The 18150-nt window shown below is 58.0% G+C and carries 19 protein-coding genes; all 19 read right to left on the minus strand.

The window, feature by feature from the left end:
• Positions 1 to 360: hypothetical protein (locus P8Z34_15260; protein MEJ2552032.1), on the minus strand; the 360-nt coding region annotated here is incomplete at its 3' end.
• A gap of 34 nt (positions 361 to 394) precedes the next feature.
• Positions 395 to 1309, minus strand: a complete 915-nt coding sequence (locus P8Z34_15265; GenBank protein MEJ2552033.1) for a class I SAM-dependent methyltransferase — start codon at positions 1307 to 1309, stop codon at positions 395 to 397.
• Positions 1310 to 1431: 122 nt separating this feature from the next.
• A complete protein-coding gene (locus tag P8Z34_15270; protein MEJ2552034.1) occupies positions 1432 to 2061 on the minus strand; it encodes a PIG-L family deacetylase in 630 nt (209 codons plus the stop codon).
• Positions 2062 to 2079: 18 nt separating this feature from the next.
• Positions 2080 to 2880 carry a methyltransferase domain-containing protein gene (locus P8Z34_15275; GenBank protein ID MEJ2552035.1) on the minus strand — a complete coding sequence of 267 codons (801 nt, stop codon included), beginning with the start codon at positions 2878 to 2880 and terminating at the stop codon, positions 2080 to 2082.
• Between the two features lie 49 nt (positions 2881 to 2929).
• A complete protein-coding gene (locus P8Z34_15280; protein ID MEJ2552036.1) occupies positions 2930 to 3958 on the minus strand; it encodes a glycosyltransferase family A protein in 1029 nt (342 codons plus the stop codon).
• Entirely contained in the window at positions 3959 to 4933 is a 975-nt protein-coding gene (locus P8Z34_15285; GenBank protein MEJ2552037.1) for a hypothetical protein, read from the minus strand.
• A gap of 49 nt (positions 4934 to 4982) precedes the next feature.
• Entirely contained in the window at positions 4983 to 5744 is a 762-nt protein-coding gene (locus tag P8Z34_15290; protein ID MEJ2552038.1) for a glycosyltransferase family protein, read from the minus strand.
• Between the two features lie 23 nt (positions 5745 to 5767).
• On the minus strand, positions 5768 to 6898 hold the full coding sequence (locus P8Z34_15295) for a DUF4910 domain-containing protein (protein MEJ2552039.1): 1131 nt from the start codon (positions 6896 to 6898) through the stop codon (positions 5768 to 5770).
• Between the two features lie 9 nt (positions 6899 to 6907).
• Positions 6908 to 7669 carry an AAC(3) family N-acetyltransferase gene (locus P8Z34_15300; protein ID MEJ2552040.1) on the minus strand — a complete coding sequence of 254 codons (762 nt, stop codon included), beginning with the start codon at positions 7667 to 7669 and terminating at the stop codon, positions 6908 to 6910.
• A complete protein-coding gene (locus P8Z34_15305) occupies positions 7653 to 8816 on the minus strand; it encodes a glycosyltransferase family 4 protein (GenBank protein MEJ2552041.1) in 1164 nt (387 codons plus the stop codon). The genes P8Z34_15300 and P8Z34_15305 overlap by 17 nt, the downstream gene beginning before the upstream one ends.
• Positions 8789 to 9868: an N-acetylneuraminate synthase family protein gene (locus P8Z34_15310; protein MEJ2552042.1), complete on the minus strand. Its 1080-nt coding sequence runs from the start codon at positions 9866 to 9868 to the stop codon at positions 8789 to 8791. The genes P8Z34_15305 and P8Z34_15310 overlap by 28 nt, the downstream gene beginning before the upstream one ends.
• Before the next feature lie 2 nt (positions 9869 to 9870).
• Positions 9871 to 10791 carry an SDR family oxidoreductase gene (locus tag P8Z34_15315; GenBank protein MEJ2552043.1) on the minus strand — a complete coding sequence of 307 codons (921 nt, stop codon included), beginning with the start codon at positions 10789 to 10791 and terminating at the stop codon, positions 9871 to 9873.
• A 5-nt stretch (positions 10792 to 10796) separates the two neighbouring features.
• The gene (gene pseB, locus P8Z34_15320; GenBank protein MEJ2552044.1) at positions 10797 to 11798 is read right to left on the minus strand and encodes a UDP-N-acetylglucosamine 4,6-dehydratase (inverting); all 1002 of its coding nucleotides are present in this window, start codon (positions 11796 to 11798) and stop codon (positions 10797 to 10799) included.
• Positions 11795 to 12700, minus strand: coding sequence for a class I SAM-dependent methyltransferase (locus P8Z34_15325; protein ID MEJ2552045.1), 906 nt, complete (start codon positions 12698 to 12700; stop codon positions 11795 to 11797). Before P8Z34_15325 ends, pseB begins: the two co-directional genes overlap by 4 nt.
• The gene (locus tag P8Z34_15330) at positions 12690 to 14330 is read right to left on the minus strand and encodes a hypothetical protein (protein MEJ2552046.1); all 1641 of its coding nucleotides are present in this window, start codon (positions 14328 to 14330) and stop codon (positions 12690 to 12692) included. Before P8Z34_15330 ends, P8Z34_15325 begins: the two co-directional genes overlap by 11 nt.
• Complete coding sequence (locus P8Z34_15335; protein MEJ2552047.1) at positions 14327 to 15625, minus strand: ABC transporter ATP-binding protein; 1299 nt, start codon at positions 15623 to 15625, stop codon at positions 14327 to 14329. The genes P8Z34_15330 and P8Z34_15335 overlap by 4 nt, the downstream gene beginning before the upstream one ends.
• An 81-nt stretch (positions 15626 to 15706) precedes the next feature.
• On the minus strand, positions 15707 to 16564 hold the full coding sequence (locus P8Z34_15340) for an ABC transporter permease (GenBank protein ID MEJ2552048.1): 858 nt from the start codon (positions 16562 to 16564) through the stop codon (positions 15707 to 15709).
• A complete protein-coding gene (locus tag P8Z34_15345) occupies positions 16561 to 17547 on the minus strand; it encodes a GDP-L-fucose synthase (GenBank protein MEJ2552049.1) in 987 nt (328 codons plus the stop codon). Before P8Z34_15345 ends, P8Z34_15340 begins: the two co-directional genes overlap by 4 nt.
• 152 nt (positions 17548 to 17699) lie before the next feature.
• Positions 17700 to 18150: GDP-mannose 4,6-dehydratase (locus P8Z34_15350; protein ID MEJ2552050.1), on the minus strand; the 451-nt coding region annotated here is incomplete at its 5' end.

The following is an 18150-nucleotide window of genomic DNA, read 5'->3' on the forward strand; positions in this document are numbered from 1 at the left end:
CAGCACCAGCCGAATTCCTAACAACGCAGCAACCAGCCAAACAGCGAACAGGAATCGATGTCGTCCAACGTTGAAAGTAAATACGGAGAAGTCCTCGATTAACGCGTAAACGTGTCCATAGCTGAAGAACAGAATTATGATAAAAGTTGAGAGTACGGCAGCTCGCAACGTGTCTCGGAGCCAAATCCAGAACAATGAGTAGAGAATACATACGAGTAGAACGGATACGATCAGAGAGCGCATTGCGTCCAGTAATACCACTTGTGCAATGTTGGTCGCTAAGAATGAAAGCACAGGATACATCGAAATTGTGATGGGAAAGAAAAATATACGTTTCATCCAGATACCTTTGGCCTTCATCTACATGCATCCATATCGTGGTGATTTCGCCCCGTCACTCGAGCGCAGGCCAGGGCAGCCACGCCCACCTGGCGAAATACTTTGTGGCCATGCGCCGCCAAAGCATTGCCAGCCGTCGGCGTGTGCGAACCCCGGAACTATCCGAGCGGATTCGTCCCGGGGCAGAATCGCCGGAACGAGGCCGGGCAAGCGCTGTGAGATACAGCGGGATGAGCCGGGATCTGGGCCTGCCATGAGCGCGCAGCCGCAGGACTTCGAAACCGGCTTGCCGCAAAACCTCTCGCAGCGTCGCCGCCGTGTAAGCATACAGGTGCGCCAATTCGAAGGCCTGGTGTCCGTACAGGTTGGGCACCTCGATCAAAACCCATCCATCCGGGGCAATCCAGCGCCGGCGCAGATGGATCAAATACGCCAGCGGATCAGGGAGATGCTCCAGCACGTGCGACATCGAAACCAGATCGAAGGCTGCTTCATCCTGCCTTTCCAACGTCTCGAGATCAGGGTACATACGTAATTTTCTTTTCGCCGCGTAGGCGCGGTAAGCCTCACCGGGCTCGATTCCTACGCTCTCACAACTATAATCCGATCGGAACCTGGCCAGCAGCGCACCTGCGGAACTGCCGATGTCGAGATGGCGACGGATTTCAGCGGCGTCCCGGTGGACGAACTGCGACAATGCCCTTGCCCGGCCGGCTTGAACGCGCAGGTCTTTATCCGTCGGTCCCTCCGAGTCCTGCACGGTCTTTCGATACTGCTCCATGTAAAAGCGGCTGAGTGCAGACTGATTCATTCGCGGCGATTGGAACACCAAACCGCAGCGATCACAAATCTGGTAATGCAATCGCTCACCTGCATCCTCGAGCTGCGCGAAAACGGAATGCATTTCTTGTCCGCTGCGGCACAGCGAACAATGCACCACGTCTTCCCACACCGCATCACCTGTCAGCATCAGTAGACACGCCTCGTTCCTGCTTTTCCATACATTTTCGCATCTCGGCCATTCCAATCACCCATACCTCCGAAATCAAGCGGGGGAAGGGCAGGCGAAAGCTCAAACCTTTTCCACCAACTTCATTGGAATTTGGCCACCATGCGTAAGATGTCGAAACCTTCCGCAAACGGCCTCTCCGCCAATGCGCCGTTGCGCACCATCGTCGCCCGGACGACTTCGGGCGAGAAATAATAACGATCGGCGTAGGTCTCGTACTGCGCCAGAGCCGTGAGCTTTAATTCGACGTCTTTTTCGTCGACCTCGACGAGAAAGTGAGGGAAGAAACCATAACTGCTGCGGAAGACGTCGAAACCCAACACCGTCACGCCGCGAAAAGCTCGCAGCGCCTCTTCCGTCACGATGCGATGATCCTGATGGATGTCTGCCCTGGTGTGGGCGAAGACGATATCCGGGGCATACTCGTGATTCACGTTGTAGAGATACTCCAGAATTTGCTGCCGATCCCGGGGAAAATTGCGTGTCTCAAATTCGTCGAGGACCACACACTCTTTGGACAATCCCAAGATTTCCATGCTGCGGAAATGTTCCTGCGGGATGTTTTTCAACTTGGGATTTTTCTGGTTGTCGGAAAGCGTAATGCAGCGCACTTCCGTCTGCCGAGCAACGTGAGCCAACAACGCCCCACAACCCAATTCGATGTCATCGGGATGTGCGCCGAGAAACAGAAGCCTTTCTCCATTAATGTTCACGTCGACTCCTTTGTTCCGTCACTTGGTGGCGATAAACCCACCCACGACCTTGGTCATGACCAGCTTGCCTTCGCGCTCGGCACGCCGAATCGCTGCCTGGCGGATTTTATCCATCACGCGCTCGAAATCGTCCGTTCCTTGAAACAACCCTCGCCAGAGTTTCCGGTCTTCGGAGAGTGAAGCACGAGTGTAATCGAGGAAGGGTTTTGCGTCCGGAAACGTTAGTGGATTCTCGAATATGTGCGTCTCGACGTCGGAAAAGGTGGCATGCATGGCGTCCAGTATTTCGCTGCCGTACCGGGAGCTGCCCGGCATGGGCGGGATCGGTCGCTGGGTGGCTTCGAAGATGATGTCGTAGAAAAGCTGCTTGTTTTCCGGCATGGGCCCGGTGGTGAACAATTTCCCGCCCGGTTTCAACACCCGATACATCTCGGCGATGGTGAAAGGAATATCGACGGCGTAGTAGATGGCGAAACAACACGTCAGCAAATCAAACGTGTCGTCGTCGAACGGAAAGCGTTCGTTGAAGTTTAATTCGAGATATTCGATATCGGCAGACTTCACCGCGCTTGCCTCGCGGGCTTGCTCCAGCAATTCATGCGAAACATCCCCTCCGGTGATCTCGACCTCGCCCGACAGCGCATCGTAAAAAGCGAGACACTGTTTGCCGGAGCCGCATCCGACGTCCAGGATTTTCATTCCCCTGGAAAGGGGTAACAGGTTCAACATCCAGGCATCGATGTTCCTGCCGCCAAATTGCTCGTGAATATTGATCCGCGTTTCTAGATCCTTGCTGGTCTCCTCGTACTCCACTTTCATGGTACGTTATCTCCTCTCATCGATTCATGCCGGATTTTTCCGTGAGGCGTCAAAGCGTTTCGTCCTCCGGCTCGTTGTGCCAATCTCCTGTTCCCCGGTTCAACGCCCAGAAGAGCCGATTGTAAAGTCCCTGCAGCAGCCAGCGGACAGGTTTCCAACGCAGCAGCGACTTCCCCTTCCGCTTCGCCAGCACCATATCCGACGCCTGGGCGTCGATCGAAAAACGGCCTGCCTCCTCTGCCATGGATGGATTCACGACGTTGCCGATGAGCCGTGTGGTCCGCTGCAGCGTGGCCAAGCGCAAGTACCCCGCCGCATCGATCTGATTATCCAATTCATTGAGACCGCCCATCAGCCGTCCCACCCACTCTCCCGCAAGAAACCTGACGAGCACCGCCTTCGGCGAGACGAATTGATTGTGGCAGGCGGTGGCATACGCACGTTGGCCTTTATACTCGATGATGATGTCGTCCAGATCGCGCACCGTCTTCAAAAATGCATCCGTGTCCTTCCCCAATGAGACTGCCCATTCGCGCTCCCAATCTTCCGGGATGGTCTTGCCGTAGCTCAGACTCGTATCGGAGTCCGTTTCCGCAAAGCGCAGGTTGCTTGCGATACCGTGGTCGAAAAGCGTGCGTTCCGGGTTGCCGCTCACCATGCCTACGTTCGGAAAACCGTCGAGCAGATCCAGATGCGCTTTCAACCAACCCGGGTAGAAGAAGGTATCGTCATCCGTGTAAGCGATCACTTCGCCCGGCGCCGCGCCGGCGATGAGCCGCAAAGCGCCCAACTTGCCGATGTTTTCGCTCGAAGACAGCAGGTAGCGGATCTTGCCCTCATCCAACAGGCCTTGCAGATACGCTTTCACCGGTTCACAGCTCGCATTGTCGAAGACGAGCAGGTCGTATGGTTTCTGGGTGTGGCGGAAGATCGAGTCCAGGCATAACTTGAGCACGCCGAAACGATGCTGGAAGAAACCGCTCAAGTGCGGGATGTACACCAGGACCGCCTGCGTGACCCGGGCGGGTCGATAGCTGCTGGCGCGGCCGCGCGCCGGATTCATACCCACACGAGTCATCTACTTCTCTTCCCCCGCGCCCGAATGCTCGCCGGACGGAGATCCGCGTGAGATCAGCCGGCGTATGCGGCGTAGTATTGCCCCGCTGTAATAGCGTAATCCCTCGATCGGGTGGAACAATACCCGCACCAGAAGGGCCCGCCGGCCAGCGCCGAAACGAGCGATCAAAGCGCTCTCGATTGCCCGCAGGACGCCCATCTCGAAAAGGCTCCTGCGACTCAACGCATCTCCCTGCAGTTTCCAGGTCGCATCGGTGGGCATGAAAATGACTTCCATGCCGCCGGCAGCGGCCAGATTTTCCTTGCTTTCGGGGCCGCCGTAGGGCGGCCTTCCACCCGGAAGGTGGCTGTAATCGTGATCCTGGTGGATCACGGTGATCGCCTCGGTGGCATCGACGACGGGAACGCTCGCCGCCCGACCGGCGTAAATGGTCCAGTTGTCCCAACCGGGGCGTCCGAGGGCAAAATCCGGCATGTGGCGCAGCAAATCTCGCTCGAAAACGAAATAGTCGCTGCCCAGCGGACCGTGTCGTCTGCCGACGCCCTCCACCTGCCGGCGAAGCTCGTGCAGCCAGTCTCGGCCAAAATCGATCGGCTGCGTGATATTCAAATTCCAACGCTGCCCGAGGATCAGGAAATCCTTAAACTGGCGGCGGACCCGATCGGCGCCGGTAAGCAAGTCCTCGAGGAAGATGATGTCGGCGTTGGCGAAGCAAAGCAGGGAATGGCGTGCGTTTTCTCGCGCCAGGGAAAAAACCGCGCTGACGTACGGCGTCCCGCGCTGGTTGTGGCGCACGTCCTTCAGATGGCGGATGCCCAGCTCGTGCGCGATTTCCGCCATGCCCGGCTCGTCGCCGATGAGCAGTACCTCCACATCGTCCCCCAGGCGCGTCCATGATTCGATCGCGTTGCGCTGGATCATGTCGATGTGCGGGTTGAAACCGAAAGGTTTGGGTGAAGTAAAGATCGTGAGCATTAATAGGTCTGCCTTCTGCACCTGTCTCGAATTCCGGCCTTTCCTCGGCTTATTCCACTTCGCGGTACGTCCGCTGGCGCACGTTGCTGTTGATTTTCATCAATTCCGGTTCCTCTTCCAGAATTTCAAGCACATCTTTCCAGGTAAAGTCGTTCACGTCTTTCAAGCGAGAAAAAATCTCTCGCACGAAACGTAAATCCTCCTTGGTATCTACCGTCCACCGATAGCCGCCGTAATCGCCGTCCGCCGTGACGGAAACGATCGGGAAACGCTGCGGATCTTCGTAGAAATACGGGGTCACGTGCTCGCGGTGATAGGGCTCTTTCGCCTCCCGGTTCGCCATTTGCAGCGCATCGAAGTCCACCACTTCCACATCCAAACCGATCGGGAAGGTGCGGACGATGCGGTTGCTGGCGTAAACAGCCGGCGGATTGCTGTCCAGAAACGCCTGTATCGTGGTGTCGATCACGCCGGGGTCAATCAGCGGACAATCCCCGGTCAGCCGCACGACGATGTCTGCGTGGTACATTTCCGCCGCCTGCACGTAGCGATACAAGACATCGGCAGCGCGCCCGCGAACGCATGGATACCCGTGCGCCTCGCACAGTTCTGCAACCGCGTCATCAGCTTCATCGACCGTCGTGGCGAGCACCACCGAGTCCAACAGTTTGGACATACGCGCTCGTTCGATCACCCAGGCGATCATCGCCCGGCCTTGAATCTCTGCCAGAACTTTCCCGGGTAAACGGCTCGAACCCATACGAGCCTGAATGATTGCAACGATGTTTTCGCTCTCCGATGTTCGGCCCATTCAAGATATCCTTTCGAACGATCCTACGCGGCGACGCTTTCCGAAGGGATCGCTTCCCTCGTCACGAGGCCTTTTTGCCTGAATTTCTCGACATACGTCCAGGTCTCCCAATAATCCAATCCCAGTTCCGAGGCGATATCGTACACGCTCGTATCGCCTTCGAAACGCATCATGATCTTCTCAATCGCCCGATTGAGATCCCAATTTTCACGCCAATCCACCCAGAGACCGTGACCGGAAAGAAAGACCGGACCGCGGAAGTTTCTGCGCGGCACATAATTCGAGGCGTAAATGCGTACAGTTACCTCGATCACGTCCAGCGCCTGCTGCAGCATTTCCTCATGAATGATATCCGGATTGTCGTCGCTCGTGTGGTACTCGTCATACGGCCAGCGGCTCAATGAAATACACGGAACGTTGACGCCCGGGCCGTTGATCACGCGCTCGTCGTTGGCAACGACCTGGGCGAACTCGCCTTCACGGAATTCCTCCCCGCTGTTTGCGAGCGCGAACCTGGCAATGCGGTCGATCAAATGATCGTCCTGGCGTGAACGCTGCAAAATGAGCGAATTCTCGTTTCCCGTCATTTCGATGAAGATACCACCCTTCAAGCGGGGAATCAGATCCTCGTTGTGCGCCAGGTAAGCGATGCTGCCGATCGTCTCGGGGCAGAAGAGGAAGCGCACGCTCATCGAGCCTTCCGGCAGCCGTCGATCGGCGAGACGCTGGGCAAGCCCGATCGCCGTGACGACGCCGGCCGCATCGTCGTTCGCCTGCATCGGATGACATACGTGTGCGGCGATGATCATTTCCCCGGCATCCGGGTTCGGGCCGCCTTCCGGATGGACCAACAGCGTGCCCACCCGAAGTCCCTGGTCCGCCCGTTTGACGAATTCCGAGCGAATCACGGCCCGATACCGTTTGTCGTGCGGCAGGGAATCGAAGGTCTGCTTGGACATGCAGAAACCCCAGTCCCGATCGTAGTATTTGAATTCCCAGGGAATCGCATGCGGGCGTTTCTCGCTGTAGTACAGGTGAGGCTCCAGGTCCTTCCAGGCCAGAATTCGATCGACTGGTCCTTCAGAGACGATCGTACGATGCAGCGGATAGATCGCTTCGAGGATGGGCTTCAAAGGCAGCACCTTTTTCACCATGGTCGCAACCTACTCATGGATCTCCTTCGTGCGGTACAGTTTTTCCGGATGGTTCTTGGCGATCACCGTCCAGGCATCGTAGAAGGGATTTGCTCGCACGGTGTGCACCGAAGCGTCGCCAAGTTGATGGACCTCGATAATCTCACGCTCGATCAATTCGTTGATCGCGGGTTTGATGTCGGTGATCACCTGGAACGTCGAACGTACGTACATCGAATAGGTCTTCAGCTGCGGCTCGCCATCGTAACCCACGTAGATCCCCGAGAACTTCTTCACCCGTCGCCAATATCCTCCGGCCTTGTAGATGGCGCGCACGCTGAAGGTGAAGGAGCTGTTGAAATCCAGGCCGATGCTGACGATCAGGCCGTTGAGTTTGTGAAAAAGGGCAAAAACGGAATTGTCGCCCACGGCCTCGACGTCGTCGCAAGCTGCGAATTCCTCCTGCCGGTTTCCAAGCACGGCAAAAGAGTAGAGTGGATGCGGCGTGCGCACGGCCGCTTCCCTGCAGCGCGCCAATTCGGTGATGACACCCATGTGAGATGCGGTTTCGCGGACGTCGAAGTAATGCGTGTCCACCCAGGATTTGAAATTGAAGGTGGGAAACAACACGGTGCCATTATCGCCCACCGACTCGACCAGCGCGTCGATGACCGTGTCCGCACCCCCGTTGACCCCGCCCAGGGATTTATACGAACTGTGCACCATGATCGTATCGCCCGGGGAAATGCCCATCTTCTCGAAACCGCGAATCAGATCATCGAACTCGAGCATGCTTGCCCTCCGGACCCTGCCTCGCAAAAGAGCGGGCCAGCTCGTAGGCGTCCAGCAGCTTCAGGAAGTTCTGCTTCCAATTTGCCCGCGCTTCCGCCAGTTCTCTCGCCGCCTTACGCATGGCGGGATGGCGATCGCGTTCCGCCAGCGCCTGGAGGAGCTTCGCCTCGAGATCAGCGGCGTTTCCCGTTTCGAACCACCAGCCATGTTTGCCCGGTTCGACCCACTCGCGGTTGCCCGGGATATCCGAAACCAGCGTCGGACAGCCACAGGCCAACGCTTCCATCAAGGAAACGGACGATCCGTCGCTCGTCGAGGCGCTGAGGTACAGATCGGCGCTGCGGAAATAGCCCGGCAAATCCGCATACCGCACCTGGCCGGGCATGTACACGCGGTCGATCATATCGCTTTCACGGATACGCTCGGAGATGTCCGCACGCAGCGAACCGTTCCCGAGCAGCAGCAGGCGCAAGCTCGGTTCCGCTTTCGCCGCACGCAGAAAACCTTCGACGAGCACGTCGACTCCCGTGAGACGCTCCCAGACGCGGGTTGAAATCACGATGAAAGCATCCTGCCAGCCCAGGAGCGAGCGCAGATGGGTTTCCTTCTTGGGGGAGAAATGCACCAGGTCGACGCCCCAGGGGAAAACCACGATCCGCTCGGACGGCATGCCTAATTCCAGCGCTTTCTGACGGACGGCGTCGCAGTCACAGGCGAAGGCATCGCTGCGTTTCAGCGTGTACCGCGCCGCCCAACGTCCGATGCCTCTTCTGGCGCCCAATAACATATCTGATCCCCATGACATGCTCACAAGGGGATGGAATCCCGCCAGCGCGGTGAGAAAGGCCGGCGATTGGATTGGGCCGGCATGAACGACGTCCGGCTGCTCGCGCTGAAGAACGCCTTTCAGATCCCGCACCAGAGCGAGCGTGCGCAGCCGGCTGCGTCCTTTCCGCCTCCATGGCCAAAGCACCTGGCGAACGCCATCGGGCACCGGCCTCGATTCCAAACCACCACTACGCTCCAACTGTAAAAAGGAAATCGAGTGCCCGCTTTTCGAAAGCGCTTCCAAAAAGCGATGATCGTGCGGCGTATATTCGCGCGAGAAATACATCACTTTCACGGTTTCCCCAACATCGTCCAGCACAACGCTTCCCCGAAGGGGACGTCCTCGAGCACTTTGGTCCCCAACGCCTGATCGATACGAGCCGGTTCGATCGCGCCGGGAGAAGCCGGTCGGAGCACGTCGATCATTTCACGCGTCAGAATTTCACCCGCTTTAATCTCACGTGCTGCCCGCAGGCAGCGGCGCTGTACGATCAACGTGTCTCTTTCGTTGTCGGCGACGCGTTTGTCCGTCGATCCGAGAGCCCGCTCGAGCTCGTGCGTTCTGGCCACCATGTCCGCCCAGGTATCGGGATCCATGGAGAAGGGATGATCCGGGCCTTCCCGGCCGGTGTCATCCGTGAAGTGTTTCTCGATCACCCGCGCGCCGAGTGCCACGGCGCCCAACACCGTCGCGTGGCCCGAGGTGTGATCGGATAGTCCCAAGACGACATTGGGAAACACGGTAGCATAACTCTTGAGCACGTTCAGATTAATGTGATCGAAGTTCTCATCGCTGGCGGTGTAATTGGTGTTGCACTGCATGAGTACGACGTCCGCATTGACGGCCAGAACGGCGCGCGTGTTTGCTACCACCTCGCCCATGTCGCTGGCGCCCGTCGCCATGAGAAAAGGTTTGTTCTTGGAGGCCATATAAACCAGCATCTCGGGCCAGCTCATCAATCCCGAACCCGCCTTGTACGCCGGCACGTACGGCTCCAACATATCGACCGCTTCGAAATCGTACGGGGACGAGAAATAATGAATTCCGACTTCGTCACACGTTTCCTTTAAAATCGGGGTCCAATCGAACGATATGGACGCATCGTCGTAAACTTCGAACACCGATTTCTTCCACTGGGCCTGATGCGAGAGCTGTCCGCCTAGAGATTTGAATCCATAATCCGAGACGATTTTCGGCGCGCGAAAATTCTGGAACTTCGCTGCATCCGCACCCGCTTCCTTCGCCAGGCGGATCAGCATCCTGGCGCGATTTAAATCCCCATCGTGATTGGCCGAAATGTCTGCGATGAAGTACGTGGGATGATTCCCACCAATCCAGCGGTCTGCGATCTTGATCTCTTTTCCACTCATGCCTATCTCCTCGAGTGCATCTTCAAACGTTCGGCGTGCCCGTTTGCGCGCAGTTCGCGGAAGCGCCGCAAGCCGCCGCTGATGTCCGGCAGTTCGACGCCGAGTGCGGCTTCGATCTTGTCACCCTTCATGCATAGGTGGTTCCCACGCTTCGCCTTGAAGTTCATCTGCGCCACCGTTATGGGCTCGATCAAAGTGCCATCCAGGCCAAACGTGTCCGCCAGGCGCAGTCCGAAGTCGTACTTGCTGAGACATTCGCCGCCTCCCACGTGGTACATTCCCGACAAACCCGCTTCGATCATCTTCAAGAGCAATTCCACCAGATCGTTGACCAGAATCGTCGTGACGGACACGTCGGTAAACCCGTGGCAGCGTTCCCCCTTTTCCAGATGATGGAGGAACATCTCCGCCAGACTCTGTTTGGGCTGCATGTTCCAGCCGAAGATGTTCGTACGCACGATTGCCGCTTCGGGATGGGCAGTAGCCACAGCCTGCTCCGCTTCGTACTTGCTCCGCGCGTAGACACTCAGTGGGTTGACTTCATCCGTTTCCACATAATTCCCCCGGCGCCCATCGAATACGGCGTCGGTAGAGATGTGAATCAACCCGGCACCGATAGACCACGAGGCCTCTGCGACGAAGCGCGTCATATCGCAGTTCAGGCGAAATGCCATTCCCGGATCGACCTCACAAGCTTCCATGTTGGTAGCAGCCGCCGTGTGAACGACCCAGGCCGGTTCGTGGTTCTGCATCAGCTTCCGGGCGACACCTTCCCGGCTGAGATCCGCCGAGATCAACACGGCGCCATCAATCTCCATGGCGTGTTGATGGTAGACGCCGACGAAATCGTGCCGCCCGCGTCCGTCGAATATCAGATTTGCACCCAACAATCCACTTGCGCCGGTCACCAGTACTTTCGCCATCTGGATTACCTCAGAAAATTCGGCTTGGCTTCTACGGCCTCGACCATGGTTCTAAGTTCTTCCTGAGTCAGCCACTGGTCGTTCGAATCACTCGTGTAACGAAAGTCTTCGGGCAACGACTTTCCCTCTCCGTGCCAGTTGTGGCCAAACCACAACGTGCCGCTGGGTTCGACGACGTACATATCGTCCAGTTCGATACTGTGCCGGGCTTCGTCCTCGGAGATCAAGACCTCGTGCAATTTCTCTCCGGGGCGAATGCCGATGACGTCGATTTCCGCGTCGGGTGCGATGGCCTTGGCCAGATCGATTAAATGCATGCTGGGAATTTTAGGTACGAAGACCTCACCACCGTGCATCTGCTCGATGCAGCGGATCGTGAAGCGCACGCCTTGTTCGAGTGAAAGCCAAAAGCGGCTCATGCGCTCGTCGGTGATGCTGATGCGGCCGGTTTCCCGTTGGCGTAAAAACAACGGCACGACGCTGCCGCGACTGCCGAGCACGTTTCCGTATCGCACGCAGGAAAAACGCGTTCCCGTTCCGCCGGCGTAGGCGTTGGAATGCACGAAGAGTTTTTCCGCCGCCAGCTTCGTGGCGCCGTAAAGATTGATGGGGTTGACGGCCTTATCCGTGCTGAGTGCCATCACGCGTTCGACGTTCGTATCCAGCGCCGCCTCGACGACGTTCCTGCCGCCCATGATGTTGGTCATGATGGCTTCGATGGGATTGTATTCGCAGGCCGGGACCTGCTTCAGCGCCGCCGCGTGCACCACGATGTCCACGCCCTGCATGGCGCGGCGTAGTCGCATTTGATCGCGCACGTCGCCGATGAAGTAGCGCAGACTGGGGTGATCGAGACCCGCCGTGGCCATCTCGTGCTGTTTGAGCTCGTCCCGGCTGAAGATGATCAACCTCGCCGGCTGGTAATCCTGCAGCATGATCTGCACGAACTTGCGTCCGAACGAACCGGTCCCGCCGGTCACCATGATGACTTTCTCTTTCCAGTTCATTTATCCGACCTTTCCGACGATCCTTCAAACAAGATCATGGGGTATTGTCCGAAACGGCCGAAGAATCTCGGCGCCCGCTCTTCCAGGTAATACATCAAACGCAGTAAAGACCGTCCCAGCAATCTGCGGTGTATGAAGGCGCGCATGAAATTGGTGCTCACACTGCGCCATACACGAACGTCCAGTCCGGGTAAACCACTCAGTTCGCTGCGCAGCTGCCGGTACGAATGGGAGTACGTGTAGCTTCCGGAAGCCTGCAGCAATTCCTGTGTCTTGGAGGAAGCTTCCGCACCCGGCAGAATCTTCGGGGAGACTTCCAGGCCGCGCAATCTTCTGTAGAGGCGAATCAATGCGAATGCGATCTTGACCGGGAAATCCGTCAATCGGCGAAACAGGGAATGGGTTTTCCAACTGTGCACTACAACCGCCTTGCCCTGGGGAGCTAACACCCGCCAGAATTCATAGAAAGCGGGCGCATGATCCTGGGGCGGCAGGTGATGGATCGTGTGCAAGGACACAACGCCGTCGAAGATGTCGTCCGCGAAGGGCAGATTGGCGACGTCACCCACGACGAACAGACCGTGATCTCCGATGCGTTTGCGGGCTTCGACCAGGGCTCGGGCGGAGATATCCAAACAAACCCGGTAGCGGAAGCCCTCAGAATACTCGATGTACTCCGGATATTGGATCGGTCCCGATCCGCCATCCAGCAAATAAGTTCCCGCGGAGGGTAGATGCCGTTTGACGCGCAGATGGCAGCGGTGGATGTACTCGCGCACGACGGGACGCAAATCCTCGTAACGCGCGTTCTGATAGATGCCATCCCCGATCTGCTGCCAGCCGATCGCATCATAGAATTCACGCACCTCGTGCTTCACATCCGTGTTGATTTCAGCCGGCAATTCTCACCTCGTGCTCTACAGATTCCCACCGAATCGGCTCGCCCAACAGCGAACGCAGCGTCCGGCCATAACGTTCGAGTGCAGCCGGCTTCAATTGATCCTCCAACGGCCGCTCGGCGACGTCCTGCCAGAAATGCTGCAGGTGCCAGGGGAAAGGCAAGGCGTATTCGAAGAAGTAGCGGTAGGCGTAGCGCTGCGCCAGGGTCACCTGACGTTCATCCAGGCGCGCCTGTAATCCCTCGGCCAGCAAAGCGTCGATCATGGCCAGGTATTCCTCGAAGGTGTTGGGGTCGTAGGTGAAGCCCTTGCCTCGGTAGTGGGTCAAACCGGCCACGACCACCGGGATGCCGCTCATGGCCATTTCCAAACCGACCGTCGTGGTGTAGGCCAATCCAATGTTGGCCACTTCGACCAGGTCGTAGGTGTTGATCTTCGCTTCCGGCGGCACGACGATCACGTGCTCGGGCATTTGCGGCAGGGCAGCCTGCACGATCTCTTCCGAGGGGAAGCCGCCCAGCTGCGGCTCTCCGGGATGGACCCGGATGACCAATTGCGCGTCCGGCCGGTCGGCGAAATAACGCACCGTACGCTCCAGCCAATCCGCCATACCGTCGGTGAACAATTGACGTCCCAACGACATGCTGTCCCCGACCACGTTTGTGCACAGCAGCACGATGGGACGCGTTGGATCCAGCCCAAGGAACGTTCGCGCCGCCTGTGCGCCGCGGCTTTCCTGTGTTTGCCATTGGCGGGAAAAAATCGACCACTTGCGGCCGCTGCGGCGCGCCATGCGCAGCTCGGCCAGCGCCTGCGACTCTTGCTCGGTCAACGGGGTGTCGCCGCGCGCTGCCCACAGGTCATTCGTGTCCTGCATCATGACCTTGCTGCTCTGCGCCATCCAGATCCGCTCTCGATGCTCCCCGAACTCATAAGTGATCACCGGAACGTTCAGGTAATCCACAACGCGATACGCCGTGCCGAATTCCAGAATGCTCCCGTTCGGCAGCATGATCATGTCGTAACGTTTGTCTTTCATCAGTCCGTAGGCGGCCCGCGCCAGGTCGAGGTTCATCCCCTCTCGCAGCAGGTATAGGTCTCGATCTTCGCCTCCCTCGACAACGTCTACCGCCTCCCAACGCCGGATGTACTGCACATCCGTCACGCTTTGCTCATCGATCGAGCGCGCCAGTTCTACAGGTAGATCCGGTTGAGGAAGATCGAGCAGGTCGTAGCAAGACATATACCGGGTAACGGGAGCGAGCACCTGCTTCAGATAAGCCTGCTGGCGGCGCAAATCGAAACGGCCCACGCGCTCGGTCCAGCGCCGGTAGGGCAGATAGGCGAAATCCACGTCGTGCCCCTGTGCGGAGAGCCACAGACCGAACAAGGTGCCGTGTTCAACCCACCAGCTGAAGAAACCAAACACGAGGATGCGCTTCGGCTCCTGCGCTTCCATTTCTCCTCGAGCCCGGGTCACAGAACGCACCCATCCCGGCAGTTCGGCTTGCAAGCGGTCCAGGCGATACCCGCCCGGTATCTCACCGCTCGCCGGACGGATGTGCTGCCAGAGTTCGACGAACAGCGGCACGCGGCCCAGAATGGATTTCATTAAACGTCGTAAACGACTCACGAAGGCTTTTCCTCCATCTGGACGATCTCCCACTGCAGCGCCGGCCGGACCGGGCCGCGGCGGGGTTCCTGCCATTGACTCCCCGGCACGGCCGTCCCGTCCACGCTGAAGGTCAAGGCGTAGGCATCGGTGAAGTACGACTGTACCTGGAACACGCTGGCGTTTACCCCGAGCACAAAAGTTCCTTCATTGAGGAAATATGCGGGAATGTGGCAGCGGCTGGTGTGACGTCCGGCTTTGCGTATGGCGAATTGTTCGTAGCGCTGTGGATCATCCGTATCGAACGAGGTGAAAACGGGCTCGCCGCGGGCAGTGAAAAGGTAGATCCCCGTACGCAGGCCCTGGACGTTTTCTCCCAATTCGTAAGTGAATTCGACGTTGAATCCTTCCTTCGCGAAAACTCGTTCTGCAACCGTACCCCGATCGTTCAGTACACGCAGCGAGACCGGCCGGAAAGGAGCTAAGGACGCCGCGCGGGCATCATCGCTCCAGATGCGCTCTCCCGTTTGCGACAATCCGGAAGTCATGTAGTAATCCACCGCCTCCACCGACGGCGCGCGCATCACGATGTTACCCTTTTCGATCACGATCGTTTCATTGGTGAGCCGCAGGATGGCCGACATGTTGTGACTGACGAACAAAACCGTTCGACCTTCGTGGGCGATGTCGCTCATTTTGCCCAGGCACTTGCGTTGGAACGCCGCGTCGCCGACGGCGAGTACCTCGTCGATCAACAGGATTTCCGGTTCGAGATGTGCGGCGACGGCAAACGCCAGGCGCAGGTACATGCCGCTGGAATAGCGTTTGACCGGCGTGTCGATGAATTTCTCGACCTCCGCAAACGCGACGATGTCGTCGAACCTGCGGCTGATTTCCGCGCGCTTCATGCCCAGAATGGCGCCGTTCAAAAAGATGTTCTCCCGGCCCGTGAGTTCGGGATGAAAGCCCGTGCCGACCTCGAGCAACGATCCCACGCGGCCGCGAATGGCGGCCATCCCCTCCGTGGGTTCGGTGATGCGCGAGAGCAGCTTCAACAGCGTGCTTTTGCCCGCACCGTTGCGTCCGATGATGCCCAACACCTCGCCCTGACGAACTTCGAAGTTGACGTGGCGAAGCGCCCAAATCGAGAGCATTTCATCCGAGTTCCGATTTCCGCGCAAGGAATTGGAGAACCGCCGGAAGGGCGCCTTCGCTGCTCCCAACAGCGTTTCCCGAAGAGTGCGATAACCGGCCACGTGCGGCCCGATGTGATACCGCTTGCCAAGATCCTCGACGCGAATGGCCAGATCACTCATGACGCTTCGGCCCACCGTTCGATCCGCGTCCGGTCTCCGAGGGAAGCTGGTTTCGCGTTATGCGCAGCGGCTCCCGGCGCATCAAACCACATCGGCAAAAGTCCTTTCCATGCGGCGGAAGTAGAATGTGCCGCTTATGAGCAGCAAGAGGGCGACGATGATGGAAACGAGCAGCGACTGCGGGTCGGGCTGACCGGCGTCGAGAATCGCCCAGCGGAATCCCTGAACTACGCCTGCCATCGGATTCAGACCGTAGAGCACCTGCAGCGTTTTGTCGGTGATCAGCGTGGCGGAATAGACCACCGGCGAGGCGTACAACCACGCCTGCACCAGGAATGGAGTCACGTAGCCGATGTCGCGATAGGCGACGTTTAAGGCCGCCAGCCAAAGACTCGTTCCGAGTGACGTAATAAAGGCAAGCAGCAGGAAAAGCGGCAGAGTCCAGATCGCCGGTGTGGGCGGGAATCGATAGAAGATCATCAACCCGATCAAGACGAGGAACGCCAGGCAGAAATCGACCAGCCCGGCTACGACCGAAGCGAACGGTATGGCCAGACGGGGGAAGTAGATCTTGGTGATCAAATTCCGGCCGGCGACCAGGCTGGCGCTGGCTTTGTTGATCCCGTCCTGGAAAAAGACCCAGGGCAGCAGCCCAGCATAGTAGAACAACGGCGCCGGTGCTTCGTCCGTCGGCAGACCGGCAAGCTGGCCAAACACGAGGCTGAAGATCACCATGCTCAGAAACGGTTTCAGGATCGCCCAGGAGGCACCCAGGAGAGTCTGCTTGTAGCGGACCTTCAGGTCCCGCCAGATCAAGAAGTACACCAAGTCCCGATAGCGCCACAGCTCCCCCAGATTGAGCCCGCTCCAACCGCGTGAAGGCTGAATGAGGCTGATCGGGACGGCGTCGCCCCGGGTGATTGCGCGTTCCGCGCTCATGACGAAGCCGCTCCGGCGTCGAGGCGATCCCGGTTTTCCCGATACCAGTCGATCGTCTTCCGTAAGCCCGCTTCGAAAGGCATCTGTGCTTCAAAGTCAAATTTGGCTTTCGCTTTGGAGACGTCCAGGCCGCGCCGGGGTTGTCCGTTCGGCTTCGAGGTGTCCCAGACCAATTTGCCTTCGAATCCGGTGAGTTCGGCGATCATGCCGGCCAGGTCCTTGATGCTGATCTCGTGGCCCGAACCGAGGTTCACCGGATCGCTGCTGTTGTAGCGTTCCGCTGCGAGGAGGATGCCTTCGGCCGCATCTGCGGCGTAGAGGAATTCGCGCGTCGGGCTGCCGTCTCCCCAGACCACCACTTCGTTGTCGCCGCGTTCCTGCGCTTCGATGCACTTGCGAATCAGGGCCGGGATGACATGCGAAGTCTTTAAATCGAAATTATCGCCAGGCCCGTAGAGATTGACCGGGATGAGGAAAATCGAATTGAAACCATACTGCTGACGGTATGCCTGGGATTGCACGAGCATCATCTTCTTTGCCAGACCGTAGGGTGCATTCGTCTCCTCCGGATAACCATCCCACAGGTCATTTTCTCGAAAAGGAACTTTGGCAAACTTGGGGTAGGCACACACCGTGCCGATGGCCACAAATTTCTCGATGCCAGTTTTCCAGGATTGATGCATCAACTGCGCGCCCATCATTAAGTTGTCGTAATAGAATTCGGCTGGGCGGGCCTTGTTGGCGCCGATGCCCCCGACGTTCGCCGCAAGATGGATGACGACGTTCGGCCGGGAGTCCCGCAGCATGCGTTTGATAGCTTCCAACTGCACCAGGTCATACTCCTCGATGGTCGGGATGAAGATCTCCTTCACGCCCCGCCGGCGCAGTTTGTCCACCACGTAACCCCCGAGGAAACCGGCGCCGCCCGTCACGACGACGCGTTGTTTTCCCCAAAAATCATCTGGTCTTATTTCTTCAGGCATACCGGCTTCCTCATAAAATCGTCCGGTCTTCAGGGCACGATCGAAGACACGTCGCGAAATTCCGCTCAATTCGTGACGATCACATGCCACTTCATGATAGACGTTGCTCGTGTCCGTTGTTCATGCTGCCCATCTGTCTGGAACCATTGCCGTTAATCAGAGAAATACTTCTGCATCACCTGCGCTTCGATCCAATCATACGTCTGCGCCAGACCTTGCTCGAGGGAGATCTCCGGCTCCCACTTTAGAACCTTCTTCAAGCGGCTGTTGTCCGAGTTTCGTCCGCGAACGCCTTGCGGGCCCTCGATGTGTTTCTTCTCGATTTCGATCCCGGCGGCGTCTGCGATGATGTCCGCCAATTCGTTGATCGAAATCAAACGATCCTGGCCAAGATTGAGCGGATCGTGGAAATCCGATTGCATCAATTTGTAGATGCCCACAAGGCAGTCATCGATGTAGCAGAAGGAGCGAGTCTGTTCGCCGACGCCCCAGATCTCGATCTCGGGATTTCCGGTTTTCTTCGCAATCGCCACCTTACGGCACAGGGCCGCGGGCGCTTTCTCGCGGCCGCCGTCCCATGTTCCCTGCGGGCCAAAAATATTA

The organism is Anaerolineales bacterium, from assembly GCA_037382465.1.
In the GTDB taxonomy this organism is placed as follows: Bacteria; Chloroflexota; Anaerolineae; order Anaerolineales; family E44-bin32; genus WVZH01.

Coding starts and splice junctions, on each gene's coding strand:
- P8Z34_15310 (MEJ2552042.1), bottom strand. CDS start 9,868: ATGAGTGGAAAAGAGATCAAGATCGCAGACCGCTGGATTGGTGGGAAT.
- P8Z34_15275 (MEJ2552035.1), bottom strand. CDS start 2,880: ATGAAAGTGGAGTACGAGGAGACCAGCAAGGATCTAGAAACGCGGATC.
- P8Z34_15295 (MEJ2552039.1), bottom strand. CDS start 6,898: ATGGTGAAAAAGGTGCTGCCTTTGAAGCCCATCCTCGAAGCGATCTAT.
- P8Z34_15290 (MEJ2552038.1), bottom strand. CDS start 5,744: ATGGGCCGAACATCGGAGAGCGAAAACATCGTTGCAATCATTCAGGCT.
- P8Z34_15285 (MEJ2552037.1), bottom strand. CDS start 4,933: ATGCTCACGATCTTTACTTCACCCAAACCTTTCGGTTTCAACCCGCAC.
- P8Z34_15300 (MEJ2552040.1), bottom strand. CDS start 7,669: ATGCTCGAGTTCGATGATCTGATTCGCGGTTTCGAGAAGATGGGCATT.
- P8Z34_15335 (MEJ2552047.1), bottom strand. CDS start 15,625: ATGAGTGATCTGGCCATTCGCGTCGAGGATCTTGGCAAGCGGTATCAC.
- P8Z34_15345 (MEJ2552049.1), bottom strand. CDS start 17,547: ATGCCTGAAGAAATAAGACCAGATGATTTTTGGGGAAAACAACGCGTC.
- P8Z34_15265 (MEJ2552033.1), bottom strand. CDS start 1,309: ATGCTGACAGGTGATGCGGTGTGGGAAGACGTGGTGCATTGTTCGCTG.
- pseB (MEJ2552044.1), bottom strand. CDS start 11,798: ATGAACTGGAAAGAGAAAGTCATCATGGTGACCGGCGGGACCGGTTCG.
- P8Z34_15315 (MEJ2552043.1), bottom strand. CDS start 10,791: ATGGCGAAAGTACTGGTGACCGGCGCAAGTGGATTGTTGGGTGCAAAT.
- P8Z34_15340 (MEJ2552048.1), bottom strand. CDS start 16,564: ATGAGCGCGGAACGCGCAATCACCCGGGGCGACGCCGTCCCGATCAGC.
- P8Z34_15280 (MEJ2552036.1), bottom strand. CDS start 3,958: ATGACTCGTGTGGGTATGAATCCGGCGCGCGGCCGCGCCAGCAGCTAT.